Annotated in this window: 19 protein-coding genes; 2 read left to right on the plus strand and 17 right to left on the minus strand. The window is 73.0% G+C overall.

The window, feature by feature from the left end; translation table 11 throughout:
- Positions 1–156 precede the first annotated feature (156 nt).
- The 10 genes from atpD to glyA all read right to left on the minus strand — a co-directional run bounded on the left by atpD (position 157) and on the right by glyA (position 8,907).
- Positions 157–1,593 (minus strand): F0F1 ATP synthase subunit beta, encoded by a 1,437-nt coding sequence (gene atpD / locus ACGFNF_RS13820; protein ID WP_357577209.1) that lies wholly within the window; start codon positions 1,591–1,593, stop codon positions 157–159.
- The gene (locus tag ACGFNF_RS13825) at positions 1,593–2,522 is read right to left on the minus strand and encodes a F0F1 ATP synthase subunit gamma (RefSeq protein WP_151452879.1); all 930 of its coding nucleotides are present in this window, start codon (positions 2,520–2,522) and stop codon (positions 1,593–1,595) included. The genes atpD and ACGFNF_RS13825 overlap by 1 nt, the downstream gene beginning before the upstream one ends.
- Before the next feature lie 10 nt (positions 2,523–2,532).
- Positions 2,533–4,188: a F0F1 ATP synthase subunit alpha gene (atpA, locus tag ACGFNF_RS13830; RefSeq protein WP_393167975.1), complete on the minus strand. Its 1,656-nt coding sequence runs from the start codon at positions 4,186–4,188 to the stop codon at positions 2,533–2,535.
- A gap of 92 nt (positions 4,189–4,280) precedes the next feature.
- Positions 4,281–5,102 (minus strand): F0F1 ATP synthase subunit delta, encoded by an 822-nt coding sequence (locus tag ACGFNF_RS13835; protein ID WP_357577211.1) that lies wholly within the window; start codon positions 5,100–5,102, stop codon positions 4,281–4,283.
- Positions 5,102–5,632 (minus strand): F0F1 ATP synthase subunit B, encoded by a 531-nt coding sequence (locus ACGFNF_RS13840; RefSeq protein WP_088998661.1) that lies wholly within the window; start codon positions 5,630–5,632, stop codon positions 5,102–5,104. The genes ACGFNF_RS13835 and ACGFNF_RS13840 overlap by 1 nt, the downstream gene beginning before the upstream one ends.
- Before the next feature lie 31 nt (positions 5,633–5,663).
- Complete coding sequence (gene atpE / locus ACGFNF_RS13845) at positions 5,664–5,891, minus strand: ATP synthase F0 subunit C (protein ID WP_088998660.1); 228 nt, start codon at positions 5,889–5,891, stop codon at positions 5,664–5,666.
- Between the two features lie 93 nt (positions 5,892–5,984).
- Positions 5,985–6,806 (minus strand): F0F1 ATP synthase subunit A, encoded by an 822-nt coding sequence (gene atpB, locus ACGFNF_RS13850; protein ID WP_357577212.1) that lies wholly within the window; start codon positions 6,804–6,806, stop codon positions 5,985–5,987.
- Positions 6,807–7,028, minus strand: a complete 222-nt coding sequence (locus ACGFNF_RS13855) for a hypothetical protein (protein WP_132231195.1) — start codon at positions 7,026–7,028, stop codon at positions 6,807–6,809.
- Between the two features lie 164 nt (positions 7,029–7,192).
- Positions 7,193–7,624 (minus strand): hypothetical protein, encoded by a 432-nt coding sequence (locus tag ACGFNF_RS13860; RefSeq protein WP_357577213.1) that lies wholly within the window; start codon positions 7,622–7,624, stop codon positions 7,193–7,195.
- Positions 7,621–8,907 carry a serine hydroxymethyltransferase gene (gene glyA / locus ACGFNF_RS13865; protein ID WP_393167978.1) on the minus strand — a complete coding sequence of 429 codons (1,287 nt, stop codon included), beginning with the start codon at positions 8,905–8,907 and terminating at the stop codon, positions 7,621–7,623. Before glyA ends, ACGFNF_RS13860 begins: the two co-directional genes overlap by 4 nt.
- Before the next feature lie 35 nt (positions 8,908–8,942).
- Here glyA and ACGFNF_RS13870 point away from each other — a divergent pair, with 35 nt between their 5' ends.
- Positions 8,943–10,436, plus strand: a complete 1,494-nt coding sequence (locus ACGFNF_RS13870; protein WP_393167980.1) for an SDR family oxidoreductase — start codon at positions 8,943–8,945, stop codon at positions 10,434–10,436.
- Positions 10,437–10,465: 29 nt separating this feature from the next.
- Here ACGFNF_RS13870 and ACGFNF_RS13875 read toward each other — a convergent pair whose 3' ends face one another.
- From ACGFNF_RS13875 to prmC, 4 genes are all read right to left on the minus strand, one after another.
- Positions 10,466–12,577, minus strand: a complete 2,112-nt coding sequence (locus tag ACGFNF_RS13875; protein WP_357577216.1) for a transglycosylase domain-containing protein — start codon at positions 12,575–12,577, stop codon at positions 10,466–10,468.
- A 116-nt stretch (positions 12,578–12,693) separates the two neighbouring features.
- The gene (locus ACGFNF_RS13880) at positions 12,694–13,305 is read right to left on the minus strand and encodes a phosphotyrosine protein phosphatase (RefSeq protein ID WP_393167982.1); all 612 of its coding nucleotides are present in this window, start codon (positions 13,303–13,305) and stop codon (positions 12,694–12,696) included.
- Positions 13,306–13,950, minus strand: coding sequence for an L-threonylcarbamoyladenylate synthase (locus ACGFNF_RS13885; RefSeq protein ID WP_151452912.1), 645 nt, complete (start codon positions 13,948–13,950; stop codon positions 13,306–13,308).
- On the minus strand, positions 13,950–14,888 hold the full coding sequence (gene prmC, locus ACGFNF_RS13890; protein ID WP_393168174.1) for a peptide chain release factor N(5)-glutamine methyltransferase: 939 nt from the start codon (positions 14,886–14,888) through the stop codon (positions 13,950–13,952). The genes ACGFNF_RS13885 and prmC overlap by 1 nt, the downstream gene beginning before the upstream one ends.
- Before the next feature lie 81 nt (positions 14,889–14,969).
- Between prmC and ACGFNF_RS13895 the strand changes: the two genes are divergently transcribed.
- Complete coding sequence (locus ACGFNF_RS13895; protein ID WP_357577266.1) at positions 14,970–16,520, plus strand: GGDEF domain-containing protein; 1,551 nt, start codon at positions 14,970–14,972, stop codon at positions 16,518–16,520.
- A gap of 27 nt (positions 16,521–16,547) precedes the next feature.
- Here ACGFNF_RS13895 and prfA read toward each other — a convergent pair whose 3' ends face one another.
- From prfA to ACGFNF_RS13910, 3 genes are all read right to left on the minus strand, one after another.
- Entirely contained in the window at positions 16,548–17,636 is a 1,089-nt protein-coding gene (prfA, locus tag ACGFNF_RS13900) for a peptide chain release factor 1 (RefSeq protein ID WP_357577219.1), read from the minus strand.
- 100 nt (positions 17,637–17,736) lie between these two features.
- Positions 17,737–17,961, minus strand: coding sequence for a 50S ribosomal protein L31 (gene rpmE, locus ACGFNF_RS13905; protein ID WP_088998650.1), 225 nt, complete (start codon positions 17,959–17,961; stop codon positions 17,737–17,739).
- Between the two features lie 281 nt (positions 17,962–18,242).
- Entirely contained in the window at positions 18,243–21,740 is a 3,498-nt protein-coding gene (locus tag ACGFNF_RS13910; RefSeq protein WP_393167985.1) for a phosphodiester glycosidase family protein, read from the minus strand.
- Positions 21,741–22,561 lie beyond the last annotated feature (821 nt).

Below are 22,561 nucleotides of genomic sequence, written 5' to 3' on the forward strand. Positions count from 1 at the left end.
ATCGACGCCCACGCGATGGGTGGGCGGATCGACGGTACCTCGCGTACGGCATGATCGCCGACCACGCGGAACCGGGCAGCGGCGATCATCGGATCCGGAAACGGACGAAAGGCCGCCCCGGCAATGCCGGGGCGGCCTTTCGTCAGGACCGACAGGTCAGCTCTTCATGAGCTCGGCTGCCTTGCGCTCCAGGTCCTCGAGACCGCCGCACATGAAGAAGGCCTGCTCGGGGAAGTGGTCGTACTCGCCCTCGCTGATCTTCCTGAAGGCCTCGATGGTCTCCTGGATCGGGACCGTCGAGCCCGGCACGCCGGTGAACTGCTCCGCCGCGTAGGTGTTCTGCGACAGGAAGCGCTCGATGCGCCGCGCGCGCTGCACGGTGATCTTGTCTTCCTCGGAGAGCTCCTCGATACCGAGGATGGCGATGATGTCCTGCAGGTCCTTGTACTTCTGCAGGATCCGCTTCACCTCGGTGGCGACCGCGAAGTGCTCGGCGCCGACGAACTCCGGGGCGAGGATCCGGGACGAGGACGCCAGCGGGTCCACGGCCGGGTAGATGCCCTTGTCGGAGATCGACCGCTCCAGGTTGGTGGTCGCGTCGAGGTGGGCGAACGTGGTGGCCGGGGCGGGGTCGGTGTAGTCGTCCGCCGGCACGTAGATCGCCTGCATCGAGGTGATGGCCTGGCCCCGGACGGAGGTGATCCGCTCCTGGAGCTCGCCCATCTCGTCGGCCAGGGTCGGCTGGTAGCCCACCGCGCTCGGCATGCGGCCGAGCAGGGTGGAGACCTCGGAGCCGGCCTGGGTGAAGCGGAAGATGTTGTCGATGAAGAGCAGCACCTCCTGCTTCTTCACGTCGCGGAAGTACTCCGCCATCGTCAGCGCCGACAGGGCGACCCGCAGCCGGGTGCCCGGCGGCTCGTCCATCTGGCCGTAGACCAGCGCGGTCTTGTCGATGACGCCGGACTCGGTCATCTCGGCGATGAGGTCGTTGCCCTCGCGGGTGCGCTCACCCACGCCGGCGAAGACCGAGGTACCACCGAAGTTCCGGGCCACCCGGGTGATCATCTCCTGGATGAGCACCGTCTTGCCGACGCCGGCACCGCCGAACAGGCCGATCTTGCCGCCCTTGACGTACGGGGCGAGCAGGTCGATGACCTTGATGCCGGTCTCCAGCATCTCGGTCTTCGGCTCCAGGTCCGCGAAGGCCGGAGCCTTGCGGTGGATGCCCCAGTGGTCGTCGGGCTGGAGCGTCTCGCCCTCGGTGAGGTTGAGGCACTCGCCGATCGCGTTGAACACGTGGCCCTTGACCGTGTCGCCCACCGGAACGGTGATCGGCGAGCCGGAGTCGCGCACCTCGGTGCCACGGACCAGACCGTCGGTCGGCTGCATCGAGATGGCGCGGACCATGTTGTCACCCAGGTGCTGGGCGACCTCCAGGGTCAGCGTCTTCTCGCCGCCCGAGAGCGTCACGTCCACGTGCAGGGCGTTGAACAGGGCCGGCATGACGTCGCGCGGGAACTCGGCGTCGACGACCGGGCCGATGACCCGGACCACGCGACCCGTGGCCGTCTTGGTCTCTACTGGGGCAGTCATCACACTTCACTTCCCGACGCGGCCAGCGCGTTAGCGCCGCCGACGATCTCGCTGATCTCCTGGGTGATCCCGGCCTGGCGGGCCGAGTTCATCTCACGCGTGTACTTCTCGATCATCTCTTCGGCGTTGTCGGTGGCGCTCTTCATCGCCCGCCGACGGGCCGCCGACTCGCTCGCCGCCGACTCCAGCAACGCCGCGTAGATCCGCGTGTTGATGTACTTCGGCAGCAGCGCGTCGAGCAGCGCCTCCGCGTCCGGCTCGAACTCGTAGGCCGGCAGCGCGCCCTCGGACCGGGGCCGGTCCTCCACCTGCATGGGGCCCATGATCCGGGCGACCGGGGTCTGGGTCATCAGGGAGTGGAACTCGGTGTAGACGATGTGCAGCTCGTCGACGCCGAGCACCCCGTCCGCACCGGCGCCACCGTCGACGTCGTCCGCGCCGGCGGTGAACGCCTTGATCAGCGTCTCGCCCACGGCGCGGGCGTCGGCGAAGGTCGGCTGCTCCGAGAACCCGGTCCAGTTGGCCTCGATCGGCCGGTCACGGAACCGGAAGAACCCGACACCCTTGCGCCCGATGACGTAGAGCACCGGCTCCTTGCCGTCGGCGCGCAGCCGGGCGATCAGCGACTCGGCCATCTTGATGGCGTTGGAGCTGTAACCGCCGGCGAGGCCGCGGTCGGAGGTGACCAGCAGGACGCCCGCCCGCCGCACCCGCTCGCGCGGGGTGAGCAGCGGGTGGTCGATCCGCGCGTTGGACGCCAGCGCCGTGAGCACGCCGGTGACCGCCTGGGCGTACGGCAGGGACGCCGCCACCCGGGCCTGGGCCTTGGCGATGCGGCTCGTCGCCACGAGCTCCATCGCCTTGGTGATCTTCTTCATCCCCTTCGCCGAGCGGATCCGCTGACGAAGAACGCGAACCTGGGCCGCCATGAATCAGCCCTTACCGGTTCTCGGCCGGGCGGTCACCCGTGCCGTCGCGGTAGCGGCTCACCGTCTCGCGGTCCTGCTCGCCCTCCAGCGGCGCGGCCGGCGCGTCGTTGATCCGCCGCTCGTCCTCCTTGCCGAGGAAGACCTGCTTGAACTCGGTGATGGCGGAGTCCAGGGAGTTGATGATGTCGTCGTTCCACTGGTGGTCGGCGATGCTCGCCAGGACACCCTCGTGCTTGTGCCGGAGGTACTGGAGGAACTCCGACTCGAAGCGCCGGATCTCGCCGACCGGGACGTCGTCCAGCTTGCCCTCGGTGCCGGCCCAGACCGAGACGACCTGCTCCTGCACCGGGTACGGCGAGTAGTTCGCCTGCTTGAGCAGCTCGACCAGGCGGGAACCGCGGTCCAGCTGGGCGCGGGAGGTCTTGTCCAGGTCGGAGGCGAAGGCGGCGAACGCCTCCAGCTCGCGGAACTGGGCCAGGTTGAGCCGCAGCGAGCCGGCGACCTTCTTCATCGGCTTCACCTGCGCGGCGCCACCGACCCGGGAGACCGAGGTGCCGACGTTGATGGCCGGCCGGACGCCCTGGTTGAACAGGTCGGTCTCGAGGAAGATCTGGCCGTCGGTGATGGAGATGACGTTGGTCGGGATGAAGGCCGAGATGTCGTTGGCCTTCGTCTCGATGATCGGCAGGCCGGTCATCGAGCCGCCGCCCAGCTCGTCGGAGAGCTTCGCGCAGCGCTCCAGCAGGCGGGAGTGCAGGTAGAAGACGTCACCCGGGTACGCCTCGCGGCCCGGCGGGCGACGCAGCAGCAGGGACACGGCGCGGTACGCCTCGGCCTGCTTGCTCAGGTCGTCGAAGACGATGAGGACGTGCTTGCCGCCGTACATCCAGTGCTGCCCGATGGACGAGCCGGTGTAGGGGGCGAGGTACTTGAAGCCGGCCGGGTCGGAGGCCGGGGAGGCGACGATGGTGGTGTATTCCATCGCGCCCGCCTCCTCCAGGACGCCCTTGATCGAGGCGATCGTGGAGGCCTTCTGGCCGATGGCGACGTAGATGCAGCGGACCTGCTTCTTCGGGTCGCCGGAGCGCCAGTTGTCCCGCTGGTTGAGGATGGTGTCCAGCGCGACGGTGGTCTTGCCGGTCTTCCGGTCGCCGATGATCAGCTGACGCTGGCCACGGCCGATCGGGGTCATGGCGTCGACGGCCTTGAGGCCGGTCTGCAGCGGCTCGTCGACGGACTGCCGGGCCATCACGTTCGGGGCCTGGAGCTCCAGCTCGCGGAAGCCCTCGTTGGCGATGTCGCCGAGGCCGTCGATCGGCTGGCCGAGCGCGTTGACCACGCGGCCGAGGAAGGCGTCGCCGACCGGCACGGAGAGCACCCGCTCGGTGCGCTTGACGCGCTGGCCCTCTTCGAGCTTGGCGGAGTCACCGAGAACGACGACACCGATCTCCCGGACGTCGAGGTTCAGCGCCACACCCAGCGTGCCGTCCTCGAACTCCAGGAGCTCGTTGGTCATGGTCGAGGGGAGGCCCTCGACGTGGGCGATGCCGTCGCCGGTGTCGGCGACGGTGCCGACCTCCTCGCGGGAGAGTTCGGACGAGTAGGAGGAGACGTAGCGCTCCAGGGCGCCGCGGATCTCCTCCGTCGAGATGGTCAGCTCGGCCATCCTCTGCTTCCTTAAGTATCAGGGGCCCGGGATACCTAGTACCGACCGGTCCGAATGGCGTCTATTCACAGGCGCTGAGCGGGGGTGCCGCCTCAGCGCTTCGCGAGCGCGTTGCGGCTCTCGTTGAGGCGGCGCAGGACGGTGCCGTCGTACAGGTCGGAACCGACCCGTACGCTCACGCCACCGAGAACCGAGGGGTCCACCGTCTGCTTGACGGAGACCTCCCGACCGTATATCGCGGAGAGACTCGCGCCCAGCCGGCGCTCGTCCTCTTCACTCAACGGGGCCGCGGCGGTCACGTACGCCACCTGCCGGTCCCGCCGGTCGGCGGCCAGCTCGACCAGCCGGGTGAGCGCCCCGGCGAAGTTGCGTCCACCGAACCCGGCGAGCGCGACCCCGACGAGGTAGCCGGTGACAGGCCGGGCCTTGCCGGCGAGCAGCTGGTCGACCAGCGTGGCCCGCCGCTCGGCCGGGACGGTCGGGTCGGAGAGCGCGCTGGACAGCCCCGGCGAACCGGCGACGACCTGCCCGAAGCGGAACAGCTCGTCCTCGACCTCGCCCAGCTCGCCCGCGGAGTCGGCACCCGCCAGGAGAGCGTCGACACCCAGCCGCTCGGCGGCGTCGAGCAGCTCCGAGGGCGCCGACCAGCGGCCGGAGACCAGCGAGGCGATCAGGTCCAGCGCCTCGGCGTCGACCTTGCCGCGCAGCAGCTCGCCGAGCAGCCCGGCACGGTCGGCACCGGTGCGGGCCGGGTCGGAGAGCGCCCGGCGCAGCCGCGGCTCGCGCCGCAGCAGGTTGGCGACGGAGAGGATGGCGTCGGCGGTGGTGGCCACCGCCGACGGCTCCGCACCGCGGACGTACGCGTCGAGGCGCTCGGCCGCGACCTTGTACGACTCCCGGCTGGCGGCCTGCATCAGCGGGCCCCCGCGCTCTCGAGGTTGCTCAGGAACCGGTCGACGGTGCCCTTGCGGCGCGCCTCGTCGGCGAGGGACTCCCCGACGATCTTGCTGGCCAGGTCGACCGCGATCGTGCCGACCTCGGTGCGCAGCTCGCGCACGATGGTGGCGCGCTCGGCGGCGAGCTGCTCCTTGCCCGCGGCGATGATCCGGTCGGACTCCTCCCGCGCCTTGGCGAGGATGTCCTGGCGGATGCCCTCGGCGTCGGCCCGGGCGTCGTCCCGGATCCGGGCCGCCTCGGTACGCACCTCGGCGAGCTGGGCCCGGTACTGCTCGAGCACCTGGTTCGCCTCGGCCTGGGCGGCCTCGGCCCGCTTGAGGCCACCCTCGATCGCGTCGACCCGCGCCTGGTACATCGCCTCCATGCGGGGCATGACGAACTTCAGCAGGACGAAGCAGAGCAGGGCGAAGGCGATGGTCCCGACGACCATCTCCTGCCAGATGGGCAGGATCGGGTTGTGCTCCACACCTTCTGCGGCGATGAACATGTCAGACCTCCGGGTCGGGAGAGAGCTTTCGTCAGCCGCCGACAGCGAAGGCGAGCACCAGGCCGAACAGCGCGAGCGCCTCGACCAGGGCGAAGCCCAGGATCAGCCAGGTGCGGTTGTAGCCGGCGGACTCCGGCTGGCGCGCGCTCGACTGGATGTAGGCCGCGAAGACCAGGGCGACACCGATACCGGGGCCGATGGCGGCGAGGCCGTAGCCGATGGTGTTGACGCTACCGCCGATCTCGGCAAGAACAGTCATTGCGGGTATTCCTCCTGTTCGACGCGTGAGGTCTCACGCGTACGCGGGTCGGTACCAGAAGCTTGGTCGGGCCGGGTGGCCCGCCGAGCCCGATCAGTGCTCGTCGGCGAGCGAACTTCCGATGTAGTTCGCGCTCAGCGTGACGAAGACGTAGGCCTGCAGGACGGCGACCAGCACCTCGAAGAAGGCCATCACGATCGCCATCAGGAAGGAGAAGACCGAGGTCACCTGGATGAACAGGCTGCTCGAGTTGAGCATCACGAAGCCGCCGATGGTGAAGACCAGCAGCAGCAGGTGGCCGGCGAACAGGTTCGCGAAGAGCCGCAGGGCCAGCGTGACGGGCCGGACGATGAACGTCTGCATGAACTCGATCGGGATCAGCAGGATGTGCATGGGCCACGGCACGTTCGGGATGATCAGGCTCATCTTGAGGTACTTGCCGAGGCCGTGCTTGCGGGCGCCGATGTAGAGGTACATCACGTAGGAGATCGCGGCGAGCACGATGGGGAACGCGATGTGCGAGTTCGGCGAGATCTGCAACCCGGGCACGATGGCGAAGAGGTTGGTCAGCACGATGAAGCTGAACAGCACCGTGAAGTAGGGCGCGAAGCGGATGCCCGCGTTGCCCATCTGCTCGCGGGCGATGTTGTCCCGGACCAGGCCGTAGACCGACTCCGCGTACCACTGGGCCTTACCGGGGACCAGCTTGGGCTTCCGGTAGGCGACCATGAAGAAGATGATCAGCAACGCGACCGCGAGCCAGACCATGATCCCGAACTTGGTGACCCAGGGGCCAGCCACGTCCGGCGGGTAGAAATCTCCGACGCTGGGGGGCCAGGGAAGCCCCTCTGCGGCGACGAGCTGTCCACTCACCGTGTCATCCTCCGCACTCGACAGACCCGCGCGTGCCGGCACTCAAGCACTGAGCCTCTTCATGATCAGGTAAATCGCTCCGGCCGCGCCGAAGATCATGCCGAGGGCGACCCCGACGCCGGTTCGCAGATCGAGAAAACGCTCCGCCAACCACCCGAGGAAGCCCCACACCACGATGCCGGCGAGTAGGTAGCCCAGAACGGCACCTGCCGCGCCTTCCGACGAAGGGTCGTCGGACCTGCGGGGGTGTGGGTCTTCGGCCATGACGTGGCGAACAATATCAGCAGGGACGCGCGGGAGTGTGCGGCACCCCCCACACTGCGAACAGCGTGCGGGCCATGGCGCGGGCGCGAAAGTCGTTGGTCAGGTTACTCCCGTGCGGCCCGCCGCGGCAGCCCGAAATGCCGGACGCAGATCCGACAGAACGCTCACTCACCGCGTCGCTCGAACGTGGGCAGCGGCGTACGCATGGCCCAGCCCAGGTGGGCGCCCGTCCAGACCACCACGGCCGCGATGATGGCCACCCCCATGTCCGGCAGACCGGGCCAGCCGGTGGCCGCCACGGCGGCCATCGCCACCCCGAGCACCACGATCTTCGTGGCGTAGGTGACCAGCCCCACCGACATGATCATCCGAGGGTTGACGGCATCGGCCCAGGCCACCGAGAGGCCGGAGACCAGGTAGCTGACGACGACCAGCGCGATCCCGGCGGCCACCCCGGCCGCGCCGGTGCCGCCCCGCAGCACCGCCGCGGCCGGGACCCCGACCAGCGCGAGCACCGCGCAGGCCAGCAGCGGCAGGCGCAGGTGCGGCAGCCGGGACCGGATGGCGCCCGGCTCGCCCGCGCGCGGCTCGCTCATCGGGGGTACGCCGGGAAGGCGGCGACCAGCTCGGCGACCTCGCCGGCGAGCCCGGCGAGGGTGTCGGCGCCCCCGGGGGCGGCCGGATCGGTGCGCACGGCGCGGGCGATCAGCGAGGCGACCTGGCGCATCTCCGGCTCGCGCATGCCCTGGGTGGTGACGCTCGGGGTGCCCACCCGGATGCCCGAGGCGACCATCGGCTTCTGCGGGTCGTACGGGATCGCGTTCTTGTTCAGGGTGATGCCGGCGGCGTCGCAGCGCGCCTCGGCGTCCGCGCCGGTGACCCCGACCTCGCGCAGGTCGACAAGGGCGAGGTGGGTGTCGGTGCCCCCGGAGACCGGGCGCATCCCCTCGTCGGCCAGCCCCGCGGCGAGCACCCGCGCGTTCGCCACCACGCGCTCGGCGTAGGCCCGGAACTCGGGCTGGGCGGCCTCGCGCAGCGCGACCGCCTTGGCGGCGACGGCGTGCATCAGCGGGCCGCCCTGGGTGAACGGGAAGACCGCCTTGTCGATGCGCTGGGCCAGCGACTCCCGGCACAGGATCATGCCGCCGCGCGGCCCCCGCAGCACCTTGTGCGTGGTGAGGCAGACGACGTCGGCGTGCGGCACCGGCGACGGGACGGCCTTCCCGGCGACCAGCCCGATGAAGTGCGCGGCGTCGACCATCAGGTACGCCCCGACCTCGTCGGCGATCTCGCGGAACCGCGCGAAGTCGATCAACCGCGGGTACGCCGTCGCGCCACAGATGATCATCTTGGGCCGGTGCGCGAGGGCCAGGTCGCGTACCTCGTCGTAGTCGATCAGCTCGGTGTCGCGCCGGACCGTGTAGCCGACCGTGTGGAACCACTTGCCGGAGAAGTTGACCCGGCTGCCGTGGGTGAGGTGGCCGCCGTGCGGCAGGTCCATGGCGAGCACCGTGTCCCCCGGCTGGACCAGCGCCGCGTACGCGGCCAGGTTGGCGCTCGCCCCCGAGTGCGGCTGGAGGTTGGCGTGCTCGGCGCCGAAGAGCTCCTTCGCCCGCGCGATGCCGATCTCCTCGGCCCGGTCGACCTCGGCGCAGCCGCCGTAGTAGCGCCGGCCCGGGTAGCCCTCGGCGTACTTGTTGGTCAGGGTCGAGCCGAGCGCGGCCAGCACCGCCGGCGAGGTGAGGTTCTCACTGGCGATCAGTTGCAGGCCGCCCCGGAGCCGGTCCAGCTCGCCGAGCACCACCCCGGCGATCTCCGGGTCGGTCGCGCGGAGCTGGTCGAAGTCCGGCCCCCAGAAGGTGCTCGTCTCAGTAGCCACGACGCCAGAGTCTATTGGGCCGCACACTGGAGACCGTGAGATGCCTGGTCACGGGAGCAACGGGTTACATCGGCGGGCGGCTGACGCCCCGGCTGCTGGCCGAGGGGCACACGGTGCGCTGCCTCGCCCGCAAGGCGGGACGGCTGCGGGACGTGCCGTGGGCGGCGCAGACGGAGATCGTCGAGGGCGACCTGCGCAGGCCGGAAACGCTGCCCGCAGCGTTCGCGGGCGTGGACGTCGCCTACTACCTGGTGCACTCGCTCGGCCAGGCCGGCTTCGAGGCCGCCGACCGGGAGGCCGCCACCCGGTTCGCCGAGGCCGCGCGCGCCGCGGGCGTACGCCGCATCGTCTACCTGGGCGGGCCGGAGCCGGCGGCGGACCGGGAGGTCCCGTCGGCGCACCTGCGCTCCCGGGCCGAGGTGGGGCGGATCCTGCTCGACAGCGGGGTGCCGACGGCGGTGCTGCGGGCCGCGGTGATCATCGGGTCCGGGTCGGCCTCGTTCGAGATGCTGCGCTACCTGACCGAGCGGCTGCCGGCCATGGTCACCCCCCGCTGGGTCCGCAACCGGATCCAGCCGATCGCCGTCCGGGACGTGCTGCGCTACCTGGCCGGCTGCGCGCACCTGCCGCCGGAGGTCAACCGCGCCTTCGACATCGGCGGGCCGGACATCCTCACCTTCCAGGACATGATGCAGCGGTACGCGCGGGTGGCCGGGCTGCGCCGGCGGACCATCGTGCCGGTGCGACCGCTGACGCCGTCGCTCTCCTCGCACTGGGTCGGGCTCGTCACGCCGGTGCCGAACGCGATCGCCCGACCGCTGGTGGAGAGCCTGGTCCACGAGGCCGTCGCCCACGAGCACGACATCGCCGCGTACGTGCCCGACCCGCCGGAGGGGCTGACCGGCTTCGACCAGGCGGTCGCGGCGGCCCTGGCGAAGGTCCGCGACGGCGAGGTGGAGACCCGCTGGTCGACCGCGAGCGGCCCCGACGCGCCGGCCGAGCCGCTGCCCAGCGACCCGGAGTGGTCCGGCGGGACCGCCTACACCGACCTCCGCGAGCGGGCGGTGCACGCACCGCCGGAGGAGCTGTGGCGGGTCGTCGAGGGCGTCGGCGGGGAGCACGGCTGGTACTCGTTCCCGCTGGCCTGGTCGGTCCGCGGCTGGCTGGACCGGCTGATCGGCGGCGTGGGGCTGCGCCGGGGCCGGCGCGACCCGCACCGCCTCCAGGTCGGCGAGGCGCTGGACTTCTGGCGGGTGGAGGAGATCGTGCCCGGCGAGCTGCTGCGGCTGCGCGCCGAGATGCGGCTGCCGGGCCGGGCCTGGCTGGAGATGCGGGTGGTCCGGGTGGACGGCGAGGGCAGCCGCTACCAGCAGCGGGCGGTGTTCCTGCCGCGCGGGCTGCCCGGGCACGCGTACTGGGGCGCGGTGGCGCCCTTCCACGCGGTGGTCTTCGGCGGGATGGCCCGCAACATCGCCCGCCAGGCCGAGCAGGCGGCCCGCCGGCCCGTGGCCGCGCCCCCGCGCCGCTGAGCCGCCCGCGCCCCTGCGGCCCGCCGGGCTCAGTTGCCGGCGCGGGCGCCGGTGAGCCGGAAGGCGGTCTCCTCGCTGGGCGGCACGAAGTCGCGGACGGGCTCGTCGCGCAGCGCGAAGGCGAGCACCTCCCCCACGGCCTCGACCAGCTGCCCCTGCACCCGCTGGCCCACCGCGTCGCGCGGGTCGTCGGGGTTCGCGGCGATCGAGGCGACCGCGAGCTGCGGGGTGAAGGCGACCACGGTCTCCGTCGCGTACCCGTCCGAGCTGCCCGTCTTGCCCGCCACCGGCCGGCCGAGCTGCCGACGCAGCCCCTCCGCGGTGCCGCCGTCGCACTCCCGGTACATCGACTGGTCGCCGACCACGCAGCGGGCCGCGTCGGCCGCCGCCCGGGCCACGTCCGGGTCCACCGCCTGCCGGCAGTGCGTCCGCGCCGCGGCCACCGGGCGGCCGGCGGCGTCGGCGATCGAGACGACCGGCAGCGGCGCGCACCACGAGCCCTCGGCCGCCACGGCGGCGTACGCGCCGGCCAGGTCGAGCGGGGTGGTGGCGGAGACCCCGAGGGTGAACGGCCCCCACTCGCGCGCGCCGTGGCGGGCCAGCCGCGCGTCGTCCTCGGCACGGAAGACGATGCCGAGCCGCTCGGCCATCTCCACCACCCGGTCCGCGCCGACCCGCTCGGTCAGCCAGGCGAAGTACGTGTTGACCGACTCGCCGAAGGCGGTCCACATGGTGTGCCGGCCGTCCATCAGGTCGCTGGCGTTGCGCGGGCACCAGTACCCGTCGCAGCTCGCCGCCCCGCTCGCCGAGTAGTCGGTCACGATCCGCTCCGGCGCGTCGAACTCCGTGCTCAGCGGCAGCCCGGACTCCAGCGCGGCCAGCATCGTGAAGACCTTGAACGTGGAGCCGGCCTGGTAACCCTCGATCGCCCCGCCCCCGGCGACCAACTGGTTGACCGTGTTCGGGTGGTTCTTCTGCCCGGCCGGGTTGTCGGCCACGCCGTAGTTGCGGTTCACCGCCATCGCGAGGACCCGGCCCGTGCCGGGCTGGACCACCGCCGTCGGCGCCGCCCGGCGGTCGTCCACCGAGTAGATCCGGCGCACCTGCTCGGTGGTGGCGCGCTGCACCGCCGGGTCGAGCGAGGAGACGATGGAGAACCCGCCCCGGCGCAGCGTGAGCTGCCGCTCGTCGACCGTCGCGCCGAACGCCGGCTGGGCGTTCCACCAGCGGGTGAACCAGTCGCAGAAGAAGCCCCAGTCGTTGTGCTCCGCCGGCACCGCCGTGCAGTCGTTCGGCGTCTGGCTGGGGCGCAGCTTCAACTGCTCCGCCCTGGCCCGGTCCGCCGCCTCGGCGGGGACCTGCCCGGACTCCACCAGCCGGTCCAGCACGTACGCCCGGCGGGCGAGCGCCGCGTCCGCGTCGCCGTTGATCGGGTCGTCGGTGTGCGGGGAGCGGACCAGGCCGGCCAGCAGCGCCGCCTCGGCCAGGGTGAGGTCCGCCGGCGGCTTCGAGAAGTATCGGCGGCTCGCGGCGCCCACCCCGTACGCGCCCGCGCCGAAGTAGGCGATGTTGAGGTAGCGGGCGAGGATCTCGTCCTTGCTCAGCTCCCGCTCCAGGGCCAGCGCGTACCGCATCTCCTGGATCTTGCGGGCGGTGCTGAGCTCGGTGGCGGCGGCGCGCTGCCGCTCGCTCAGCCGGGGGTCGTTGCTGAGCACGTTGCGGACGTACTGCATGGTCAGCGTGGACGCGCCCTGCCGGGTCTCCCCAGCCCCCCGGTTGACGGTGAAGGCCCGCGCCACGCCGCGCAGGTCGACCCCGCTGTGCTCGTGGAACCGGGTGTCCTCGGCGGCGATGACCGCCTGCCGCATCACCGGCGCCACCTCGGCCAGCGGCACGTCGACCCGGTCCTCCTGGTAGAAGGAGGTGATCAGCGTCTTGCCGTCGTTGGCGTAGAGGTTCGAGCGCTGGGGCGTGGGCGGCGTGCGCAGCGTGTTCGGCAACTCCGAGTACGGCGCGGCGAGCGCCGAGAACCCGATCCCGAAGACCAGCGCGGCCGGGAGGGCCGCCACCGCGAGCGCCAGCCCGGCCAGCGAGCCGGCGAGCAGCACGGTGAACACTTTGTCGAGGCGTGCCCGGGTCATCAGCTCTCCCCGCAGGAGCCGGTCAGGACCCACTCAGAATGACCCGAAAGCCCCTCTGTACCGCCCCTTTCCCCCAAACCCGCAGGAAACTCACGCGGGCGGGTACCTCGGGCGGGTTACGGCAGCAGCACCGCGGCGAGGGGGTGGACGCTCTCCTCGATCTCGTCGGCGACCCGGCTGAAGCACTGGTCGCCGCGCCCCCACGGATCGTCGAGATCGTCGGTGGGCAGCGAGGTGGTGCCCAGCCGGGCGGCGTGGGCGGCCTCCACCAGGGCCACACCGCGCGCGTACACCGCGTCGGGGGTCGCCCCGGCCGCCGGCAGGGCGGCGGCGTCCACGCCGGCGAGCAGCCGACCGAACTCGCCCAGCACGAACGTGCGCGACTCGGCGTCGGGGCGCAGCGCCACCACGTACTCCTGCTGGTCGGCAGTGGCGGTCAGGACGAGGTCGGCGGCGTCGATGTGGTCCGACCGCAGCTTGCGCGCGGCGAAGCCGGCGACGCTGCCGCCCCGGGAGGTCACCTGGCGCGACGCCGGCGGGTTCATCTCCTCGCCGGCGTGCCAGCCACCGGTGCCGGCGCTGTGGCTGTGCAGCAGCTCGTCGGCGCGCTCCGGGTCGACCTCGCGGCGGGCCAGCCGTTCCCGGACGGCGAGGGCCAGCAGCCGCTCGGCCATCGGGGAGCGGCAGATGTTGCCCATGCACACGTGCAGCACGGTGAACGGAGGCACTCAGACCCCCTGGCCGACGAGGATGTCGGGCACCACGTCGCGGAGCTTCTCCAGCCCGACGGCGCCCTGGCGGAGAAGCTGCGGCACCTCGCCGGTGAGGTCCACGATCGTGCTCGGCACCGGATCCGGGCAGGGCCCGGCCTCCAGGTAGGCCCGCACCGAGTAGGAGAGCTGGTCGCGGGCCTCCTCGGCGGTGAGGGCGGCCGGCTGGCCGGTCTTGTTGGCCGAGGCGACCGCCATCGGGCCGGTCTCGCGCAGCACCTCCAGCGCCACCGGGTGCAGCGGCATCCGCACCGCCACCGTGCCGGAGGAGTCGCCGAGGTCCCAGCGCAGGCTGGGCGAGTGGGCCACGATGATGGTCAGCGCCCCGGGCCAGAACGCCTCGACGAGGTCCCGGGCCGCCTGGGGCAGCGAGTAGACCAGGCCGTCGAGGGTGTGCCGGGAGCCGATCAGCACGGGCGGCGGCACCTGACGGCCGCCCTTGGCGTCCAGCAGGGCCTTGACCGCGTACGGGGTGAACGCGTCCGCGCCGATCCCGTAGACCGTGTCGGTCGGCAGGACGACCAGCTCGCCGTTCTTGACCGCCTCGATGGCAGCGGCGATGCCGCGGTCCCGGTCGGCGGGCGACCGGCAGTCGTAGAGCATCACGAGGAGTCAGTCTGCCACGTCGCGGCGACGGCGGCGTGCTGGCCGTCCGCCCGGCGGGACGCGGTCGCGAAGCGGGGCCGTCCGGCCAGGTCCAGGTGGCCGGCGACCGCCTCGAACCGGCCGTCCGCGGCGAGCAGGTCGGGCACCGCCGTGCCGTGCGTGTCGTCGTGCTCCACGCCGAACACGCCACCCGGGCGCAGCAGCGCCGCCGCCCGCGCGATCACCGGGCGGATCACCGCCAGGCCGTCCCCACCGCCGAAGACCGCGTTCGCCGGATCGTGCCGGCCCACCTCCGGGGGCACGGCCACCCCCGACGGCACGTACGGCGGGTTGCAGAGCAGCACGTCGACCCGGCCCACCAGGTCGGCGAGCAGGTCGGCGGCGGTGACGTCCGCCGCCACCACCTCGATCGGCCGGTCCCCCGCCTCGGCGCGGGCCGCCGCGTTGCGCCGCAGCCAGGGCAGCGCCGCCGCCGACCGTTCCACCGCCACCACCCGGGCCGCCGGCAGCTCCTGGGCCACCGAGAGGGCGATCGCCCCCGAGCCGCTGCACAGGTCCACCACCAGCGCGGCGCCCAGGCGCCGGCCCTGCGCGATGCCCCAGCCGGCGAGCAGCTCCGTCTCGGGCCGGGGCACGAAGACGCCCGGCCCGACGGCCAGTTCCAGGTGCCGGAAGCCGGCACTGCCGGTGAGATGCTGCAAGGGTTCCCGCCCGGCCCGCCGCGCGACCAGCTCGTCGAACCGGTCGAGCTGGTCGGCCGTGAGGTCGTCGGCCAGCGCCAGCCGCCCCCGGGGCACCGCCAGCACGTACGCGGCCAACTGCTCCGCCTCGGCGCGGGGCGAGGCGATACCGGCGTCGGCGAGGGCCCGGGACGCCCGGGCCAACGCCACGGAAGGGCGCTGCCGTCTCGTCCCTTCGGACGGGTGTTGCGGCACGGTGGTCACGAGATAATCATGGGGCGTCGCGCTGGACATCACGAGCGGATGCGTCCGGACGCACACCGACAGGAGGTCGCGGTGGGTTGGCTCGACCGGGTCACCGACCAGGTTGACGCCCTGACGCGGGCGCGGGCCCTCCAGGAGTCCAGCCGCTCCGCCGAGGCGTACGCGATCCTCGACCGGGTCGTCGCCACCACCACCGACCCGTACGCGCGGGCCGACGCCCTGGTGCAGCGCCTCTCCGCAGTGATCAACCTCGGGCGGACGGCGGAGTACACCCGGGCCGTCGAGGAGGCCTCCACCGCCGTCCGCGACCTCGCCGAGCCCTACCTGCTCGGGCACCTCAACGCGCTGGCCGCCCTCGCCGCGCACCACCAGGGCGCACTGGACCGCTGCGTCACCCACCTGGTGAAGGCCGCCCGGGCGTTGGGCGCCGTGGCGGACCCCGACCGGGACACCGCGTGGGGCTGGCACGACCTGGCGATGGCCTACTCGTACCTCAGCTTCCACGGCTACGCCCTCGGCGCCATCGAACGGGCGCGGCAGCTCGGCAGCGCCGCCGAGATCCCGGAGGAGACCTTCGCCGCCCCCGGGATCCGACTGCGCAACGCCGTCGCCCTGGACCACAACGGCGACAGCGACGGCTGCCTGCGGGTGCTGCGCGACGTCGCCGCCGACCTGGACCGGTTCCTGGGCAGCGGGCGGGCCGGGAAGCTGCGCCCCAGCAGCCTGGCCGCGTACGGCTACGCCGCCGCCCGGCGGGCGGCCCTCGGCGACCGGTGGGACGCCGACCCGAAGGCCGGCCCGGCCCGGCTGCTCGGCCACGGCGGCGACAGCGCCCGCGCCCGCGACATGCGCCAGCTCGGTCAGGTCTGCCTGGCCGTCGCCGAGGGACGGCCGATCGAGGCAGTCACCCGGCTGGACACCGTCCAGGTCTCCACGGAGACGCTGGGCGCGGCCGAACCGGCCCGGCTGCGCAGCATCGCCCTGGCCCGCGCCGGCGACCACGCGGGCGCGCACCGGGCCGACCGGCTGGCGTTCCGGCTGGCCGCCCAGCGCAACGACCGGCTCCGCGACGTCTACATCGACGGCATCGCCGCCCGCATCGACCACGAGGAGATGCGCCGCGAGGCGGCCCGCTTCGAGGGCGAGGCGTTGACCGACCCGCTGACCGGGCTGCCCAACCGGCGGCGGCTGGAGCGCTACATCGCCACCCTGGTCGCCCACGGCGACCGGGTGGTGATCGGCGTCTGCGACCTGGACGGCTTCAAGGCCGTCAACACCCGGCACGGGCACCACTCCGGCGACCTGGTGCTCCAGCGCATCGCCGGGGTGATCAACCGGGTGATGCGCCGTGGCGACTTCGTGGCCCGCTACGGCGGGGACGAGTTCGTGGTGGTGCTGCCCGGCGCCGGGATGACCGAGGCGGCCGAGGTGGGCCGCCGCATCGACGCCGCGGTGCGCACCGAGGACTGGGAGTCGCTGGTCCCCGGCACGCCGGTCGGGGTCAGCGTCGGCTTCGCCGAGGTGGGCGCCACCGGTCCCGGCCTGCGCGACGCCCTCGGCACCGCGTTCGAGGCCGCCGACCGCGCGATGCTGGCGGCGAAGACCCGCCCCCGCGCCTCCTGACCCCGGCCGCCCCGTCGGGCCCCGGGGTCAGCGGCGGGTCAGCTCGGTGTCGCCGGCCAGGCGGGCGGCGCGGTCGGCCTCGGCGAGGGCGTCGAGGACCCCGTCCAGGTCACCGGCGAGCGCCAGGTCCAGGTTGTACGCGGTGTAGCCGATCCGGTGGTCGGTGATCCGGTTCTGCGGGAAGTTGTAGGTGCGGATCCGCTCGGAACGGTCCACGGTGCGCACCTGCGCCTTGCGGGCGTCCGAGGCGGCCGCGTCGGCCTGCTCCTGGGCCGCCGCCAGCAGGCGGGCGCGCAGAATCCGCATCGCCTGCTCCCGGTTCTGCAACTGGGACTTCTCGTTCTGGCAGGAGACCACGATGCCGGTCGGCACGTGCGTGATCCGTACCGCCGAGTCGGTGGTGTTCACCGACTGGCCGCCGGGCCCCGACGAGCGGAACACGTCGATGCGCAGCTCGTTCGGGTCGATGGTGACGTCGACGTCCTCGGCCTCCGGCAGCACCAGCACCCCGGCGGCGCTCGTGTGGATGCGGCCCTGCGACTCCGTGACGGGTACGCGCTGCACCCGGTGCACGCCGCCCTCCCACTTCAGCCGGGACCAGACGCCGTTGCCGCCCTCGGGCACGCCCTTGGTCTTGATCGCCAGCGAGACGTCCTTCACCCCGCCCAGGTCCGAGTCCTGGGCGTCGAGCACCTCGGTGAGCCAGCCGCGCCGCTCGGCGTAGCGGGTGTACATCCGCAGCAGGTCGCCGGCGAACAGCGCGGACTCCTCGCCGCCCTCGCCCGCCTTGATCTCGACGATCACGTCCTTGGCGTCGTGCGGGTCGCGCGGGATCAGCAGCTCCGCCAGCCGCTGCTCCAGCGCCGGCAGGCTCTCCGCGATCGACTCGGCCTCGGCGGCGAAGGACGCGTCCTCGGCGACCAGCTCCCGGGCGGCGGCGAGGTCGGCGCGGGCCTGCTCCAGCTCCCCGGCCGCCTTGTGCAGCGGGACCAGCTCGGCGTACCGGCGGCCGATCCGGCGGGCGGTGCCCTGGTCGGCGTGGATGGCCGGGTCCGCCAGCCGCTTCTCCAGCTCGGCGTACTCGTCGAGGAGGGCGGCCAGGCGCTCGCTGCTCATGCGGGGGAGGCTCCTTCGACGGGGACGGGGGCAGGACCAGGGGGAATACGGACGGCGCCCGCGTCCGGCACGAAACCGGACGCGGGCGCCGAACGAGGAGCTACTTGGCCTTCTTGGCCTGAACCTTGGCGTACTTCTGCTGGAACTTCGCCACCCGGCCCGCGGTGTCCAGGACGCGCTGCTTGCCGGTGTAGAACGGGTGGCAGGCGCTGCAGGTCTCGACGTGGATCGAGCCGCCCTTGGCGGTGCTGCGGGTGGTGAACGTGTTACCGCAGGAGCAGCTGACCTCGGTGGTCACGTACTCCGGGTGGATGTTGGACTTCATCTCGCCTCGGTCCTCTCGTGGATGGTCGCCGGGTCGCCGTCGGTGTCCGTCGCGGCGCGCGACGGGCTCGGGCGTGAACCGGAACCGGTGGCCGATTGACCAGTGTGCCATGGGCGTACGCCGACCCGGCAGTCGGGCCGCACGGCTGGTCCGGCATCGACAACGCACGCCCCACCCCCCGCATTCCCGACGCCTGGCCGGGCATTCGTCCCGGCACGGCCGCCGTCGGCGGGTCGTACCCCGTCCGGGGCACGACCCGCCGAGGGCGACTTCCTTACACCTCAGGCGGCGGGAGCCGCGGCGGCGGCCGTCAGGGTGATCGTCGCCTCCGCCCGCGCCCCGTTGACCGCGACGGCGAGCTTGACCTGCGCGCCGGGGCGCAGGGCGGTGAGCTTGCCGGTGGCCGGGTCGAAGCGGGCCACATGCCAGGGCTTCAGCCCGAGGATCGAGCCGACGTGCACGTTCGGCGAGGCGGACCAGTCCGCGCTCACCGGCGCCGCCACCGGCACCGTACGCCCGCCGGGCTGGGTCACCGTGGCGGTGACCGTCGCCGGGGTGCCGACCGCGACGCTGGCCGGGGCGGCCAGGGCGAGCGCGTCGACGTGCGCGTGGAACTCGGCGGCGACCCAGCGCGGGCCCTCGACGAGGGGGTTGCGCCGGGCCCGGTCGGCCTCGGCCGGGCTCACCGGGTCCACCCCGAACTCGGTCCACCCGGTGAAGCCGCCCTGGTCGGCCGGGGTGGAGGGGTTCTTCCCCGAGTTGCCGTTGATCAGGTACGGCACCCCGTCGACCCGGTCGGCGTGGAAGGTGCCGACGTGCCCGCCGACGAACGCGGCACCCTTGCCGGTGCGGTGCTGGAAGTCGGCCAGCCACTGCTCCAGCAGGGCCGCCTCCTTCCGGTCGCCGAGCTGGCTGGCCTTGGCCGGGCTCGGGTCGCGCGGCGGGTGGTGGTGCAGCACGACCACCGAGTTGACGGCCGGGTCACCGGTCGCCGAGTCGAGCGCCTCGCGCAGCATCCGCACCTGGTCGAAGCCGCCGCCGCGCAGCGAACCCGTCGACGAGTTCAGCGTGACGAACCGGGTGCCCTTGTGGTCGAAGGTGCGCTCGGTGTCGCCGAAGGCGGCCCGGAAGTTGGCGATCGGGGCACCCATGATCTCGTGGTTGCCGGGCACGTAGTAGTACGGCACCTCGCCGCCGAGTTCCTCGTCCAGTAGCCGCTTGGCCAGCGCGAAGTCCGCCGGGTAGGCGGTGTCCACGAAGTCGCCGTTGATCACCAGGAAGTCCGGCTTCGCGGCCTTGACCTCGCGGAGCGTACGGCGGGCCTGGGCGACCAGGTCGCTGTCCGGGTTCGCCGCGACGAACTGCGCGTCGGACAGGACGGCGAAGCGCCAGGGCGCCCCGTCCACGGTGCCGTCGCGCAGCACCACCCGGTCGGTACGCGGCTTCTCGGCCGGCACGTCGACCGTCGGCGGCACCTTCGCCACCAGGTCGTCGATGATGACCTCGCTGCGGTACTGCGCGGCGGCGTTGGTCTCCGCCACGTAGAACCGGCGGATCCGCACCGGGTACTGCACCCCGGCGGGTACGGCGAACTCGACGTACTTCCAGCCCGTCCAGGTGATCAGCGGGCCGCGCAGCACGTGCTGGGTGTCCTGCGCGTCGTGCAGGTGCAGGCTGGGCCACTCCCCCGTGCCGTTGCCGTGGATCCACATGCCGAACGCCTGCGGCTGGCCGGGCACCGCGATCCAGGCGGGCGGGTCCGCGTACGCGGCCCGGGTGCCGGTGGACTGGCTGAAGTCGTACGTCATCTTCAGGCCCGTGCCGGTGCGGCCCGGCGCGGGCGCGACCGCGCCGCTGGCCCGCGCCTGGCTGAACTTCCAGGATGCCGCGTCGTCGAAGCCGGCCACCGGCACGTCGGTCAGCCCGACGGTGACCGGCAGGACGGTGCTGCTCCGGCCGACGTGGACGGTGACCAGCGCCGAGCCGGTGTCCCGCAGGGCGGTGACGGCGAGGTTGCCGTCGGCGGTCGGGGCGATCTTCAGCAGGTCCTTGTCGTAGTCGAGCTTCAGGTCGGCCGGCTCGATGGGGGCGGTGTTGCCCTCGGCGTCGTAGCCGACGACGCCGAACAGCGCGCTGCCCTCGGCACCGGTCAGGCCGACCCTGTCCACCGTGGAGTCGATCCGGGCCAGCGGCCCGAGCACGGTCAGGTCGAGGGTGCCACGGGCCGCGCCCCGCGAGGCGGTGACCGTGGTGCTTCCGGGCAGGAGGGCCCGGAAGCGGCCCTTGCCGTCGACGACGCCGTGCGCCGCCGGGTTGGCCCGCCACGTCGGCGCGCCGGCCGCCGGGCCGTACGTCTCGTCGTGGCCGGCGGCGGTGAGCTGGCGGGTCAGGCCGGGGAAGACGCGGTCGGGCCGGCCGCCGCGCACCGGCGCGACGCCGGGGGCGGTGGTCGGGTCGCTGGCGGTCTCCAGCCAGTACCCGGTGAGCCGGCCGCTGCCCTTGGGCGCGTAGATGGCCAGGCCGTTGGGCACGGCCCGCTCGCTGCCGTCGGACGGGCTGTTCTCCACCTGCACAGCCGCCGCGCCCGGCTCCCGGGCGAGCAGCGTCGAGGAGCCGCCGCCGTCGAGGTTGAGCGCGTGGTGCGCGCCGAGCTCGGCCATCATGCGGCCCATCTCGGTCTGGGTGACGCCCCGGCTGTCGACCTGCCGGCCGTCCACCGTCAGCATGATCATGCGCCGGCCGTCGGCGGAGAAGCCGACGGACGTGCGCGGAGCCAGCGACGCGTCGGCGATGCTCTGCACCACCCCGTCGCGGACCAGCACGTTGCCGCCGCCGACGGCCGCGTGCAGGTTGCTGCCGTCGGCCGGCTTCGGCCGGTAGGCGACGGTCACCGCGTCGCCGGGACGCAGCCCGGCGAGGGCGTCCGCGCCGGCGTCGCGGCCGAGCAGCACGGTGGTGCCGGCCGGGACCGCCCCGCTTCCGGCCGTGCCGGCGACGGTGGCGACGCGGCCGTCGACCACCGTGACCTCGGTGACGCGGGCGGCGCCCTCGACCGCACGCTGCCGGGTGTACGACCCCCAGAGCGCGGTGAACACGCCGATCCCGTTCGCCTGGATCATGTTGTTGAACTGGGTCAGCGTCACCGGACCGGTGGGCAGGGTCGCGGTGCCGTCGAAGTTCACCTCGATGACCCGGCCGAGCCCCTCGGTGGTGATCGCGACGGCGTTGCGGTGCCCGCTGACCGCAGACTGGACCAGCTGGCCGTCGCGGACGCCGACGCCCTGGGCGGCACCGGAGTTGTTGATGTCGAAGAAGTCGCCGTTGACGGCCGCGACCGCACGGGCCGCGTCGACGGCGCCGCGCAGCGGCTCGGCCCGGCTGACCGCGCCGGAGTTGACGTAGTCCACGGTGAGGCCGCCGGTGAGGTCGGCGGTCAGCGCGTCCGCGCGCAGCCAGCCGTCGGCGTCGTACCGGTCGAAGGAGGTCAGGTTGAGGCCCGGGGCGACCGGGCGGGTGGTCTTCGCCGTCTCCAGCCCGCCGGCCGGCTCCACGCCGGTCGGGGCCGCGGTGGCCGACATGCTCGCGGCAGGGTCGCCGGCGAGCGTCACGGAGCCCGCGGAGTACGAGGAGGCGCGCGGCGCGTCCTCGGCGGCGGTGAGGGACGGGTCGGTGGCCGGAGCTGGCGCACCGGCGTTCGCCGGCACAGTGCCGGCCAGGGTGAGCAGCGGCGTCAGCAGCAGGACGCCTGCGAGCCGGGCGGATCGTCTGCGGGTACGCATGGGCGACAGTCAACCGGACGGTGAATAGAAGTTTCAATACCTGCCGGCCAAAGCGAAGGAAAACTCCACCCTTCCGGCGGTCGTCCCCGCCATTGCCGGCACCGCCCTTCGAAACGCGGACCCCCGGGAGCGCGGGCCCCGCACCGCACCTCCCCGAGCGCGGGCCCCGGGAGCGCGGGCCTCCGGAGCGCGGGCGCCGCACCGCACCTCCCCGCACCGCACCACCCGGCAGCACGTGCTGCGACCGCGCGCCCCGCCGCCGCACTCACGGGCCTCACGGCGCACTCACGGACCTCACCGCCGCACTCACGGCCACACCGCGACATGCGCTCGGGGCCCCACGGCCACCCACACCGCGCGTGCGCTCGGGGGTCGCCCTGCGGCGTGCGCTCAGGGGGCCGCCCTGCGGCGTGCGGCCCTGCGGCGTGCGGCCCTGCGGCGTGCGGCCCTGCGGCGTGCGGCCCTGCGGCGTGCGGCCACCAACATTCGGTCACGGAGAGTGGGCGACTCCGCGCCGCTCCACCCCCCGCTCCGTCCCCTTTGCTCTGCATCCATATCCGCACCGGACACGCCATGTAAGCGGTGCCTATGTGGATGCAGAGCAAAGGGGAACTGGAGGATGGTGCAGCCGGATCGCAACCCACGACGAATTGCCTGGTCACAGGCCATCCGCAGCGACGGCCGGAGCGGCAAGCTCTTCACGCGCCCAAATTCAGTCACATAGAGTCACAACGAGGCTCTTCGAGGCGAAGGTTACCGATCGTCACGGAAGCGAGCTGGCAAGGTGGACCGTCCGGCTGCCCGTCTGCGGTACGCAGCAC

It is taken from the genome of Micromonospora sp. NPDC048868 (assembly GCF_043198195.1).
Classification (GTDB): Bacteria; Actinomycetota; Actinomycetes; order Mycobacteriales; family Micromonosporaceae; genus Micromonospora; species Micromonospora reichwaldensis.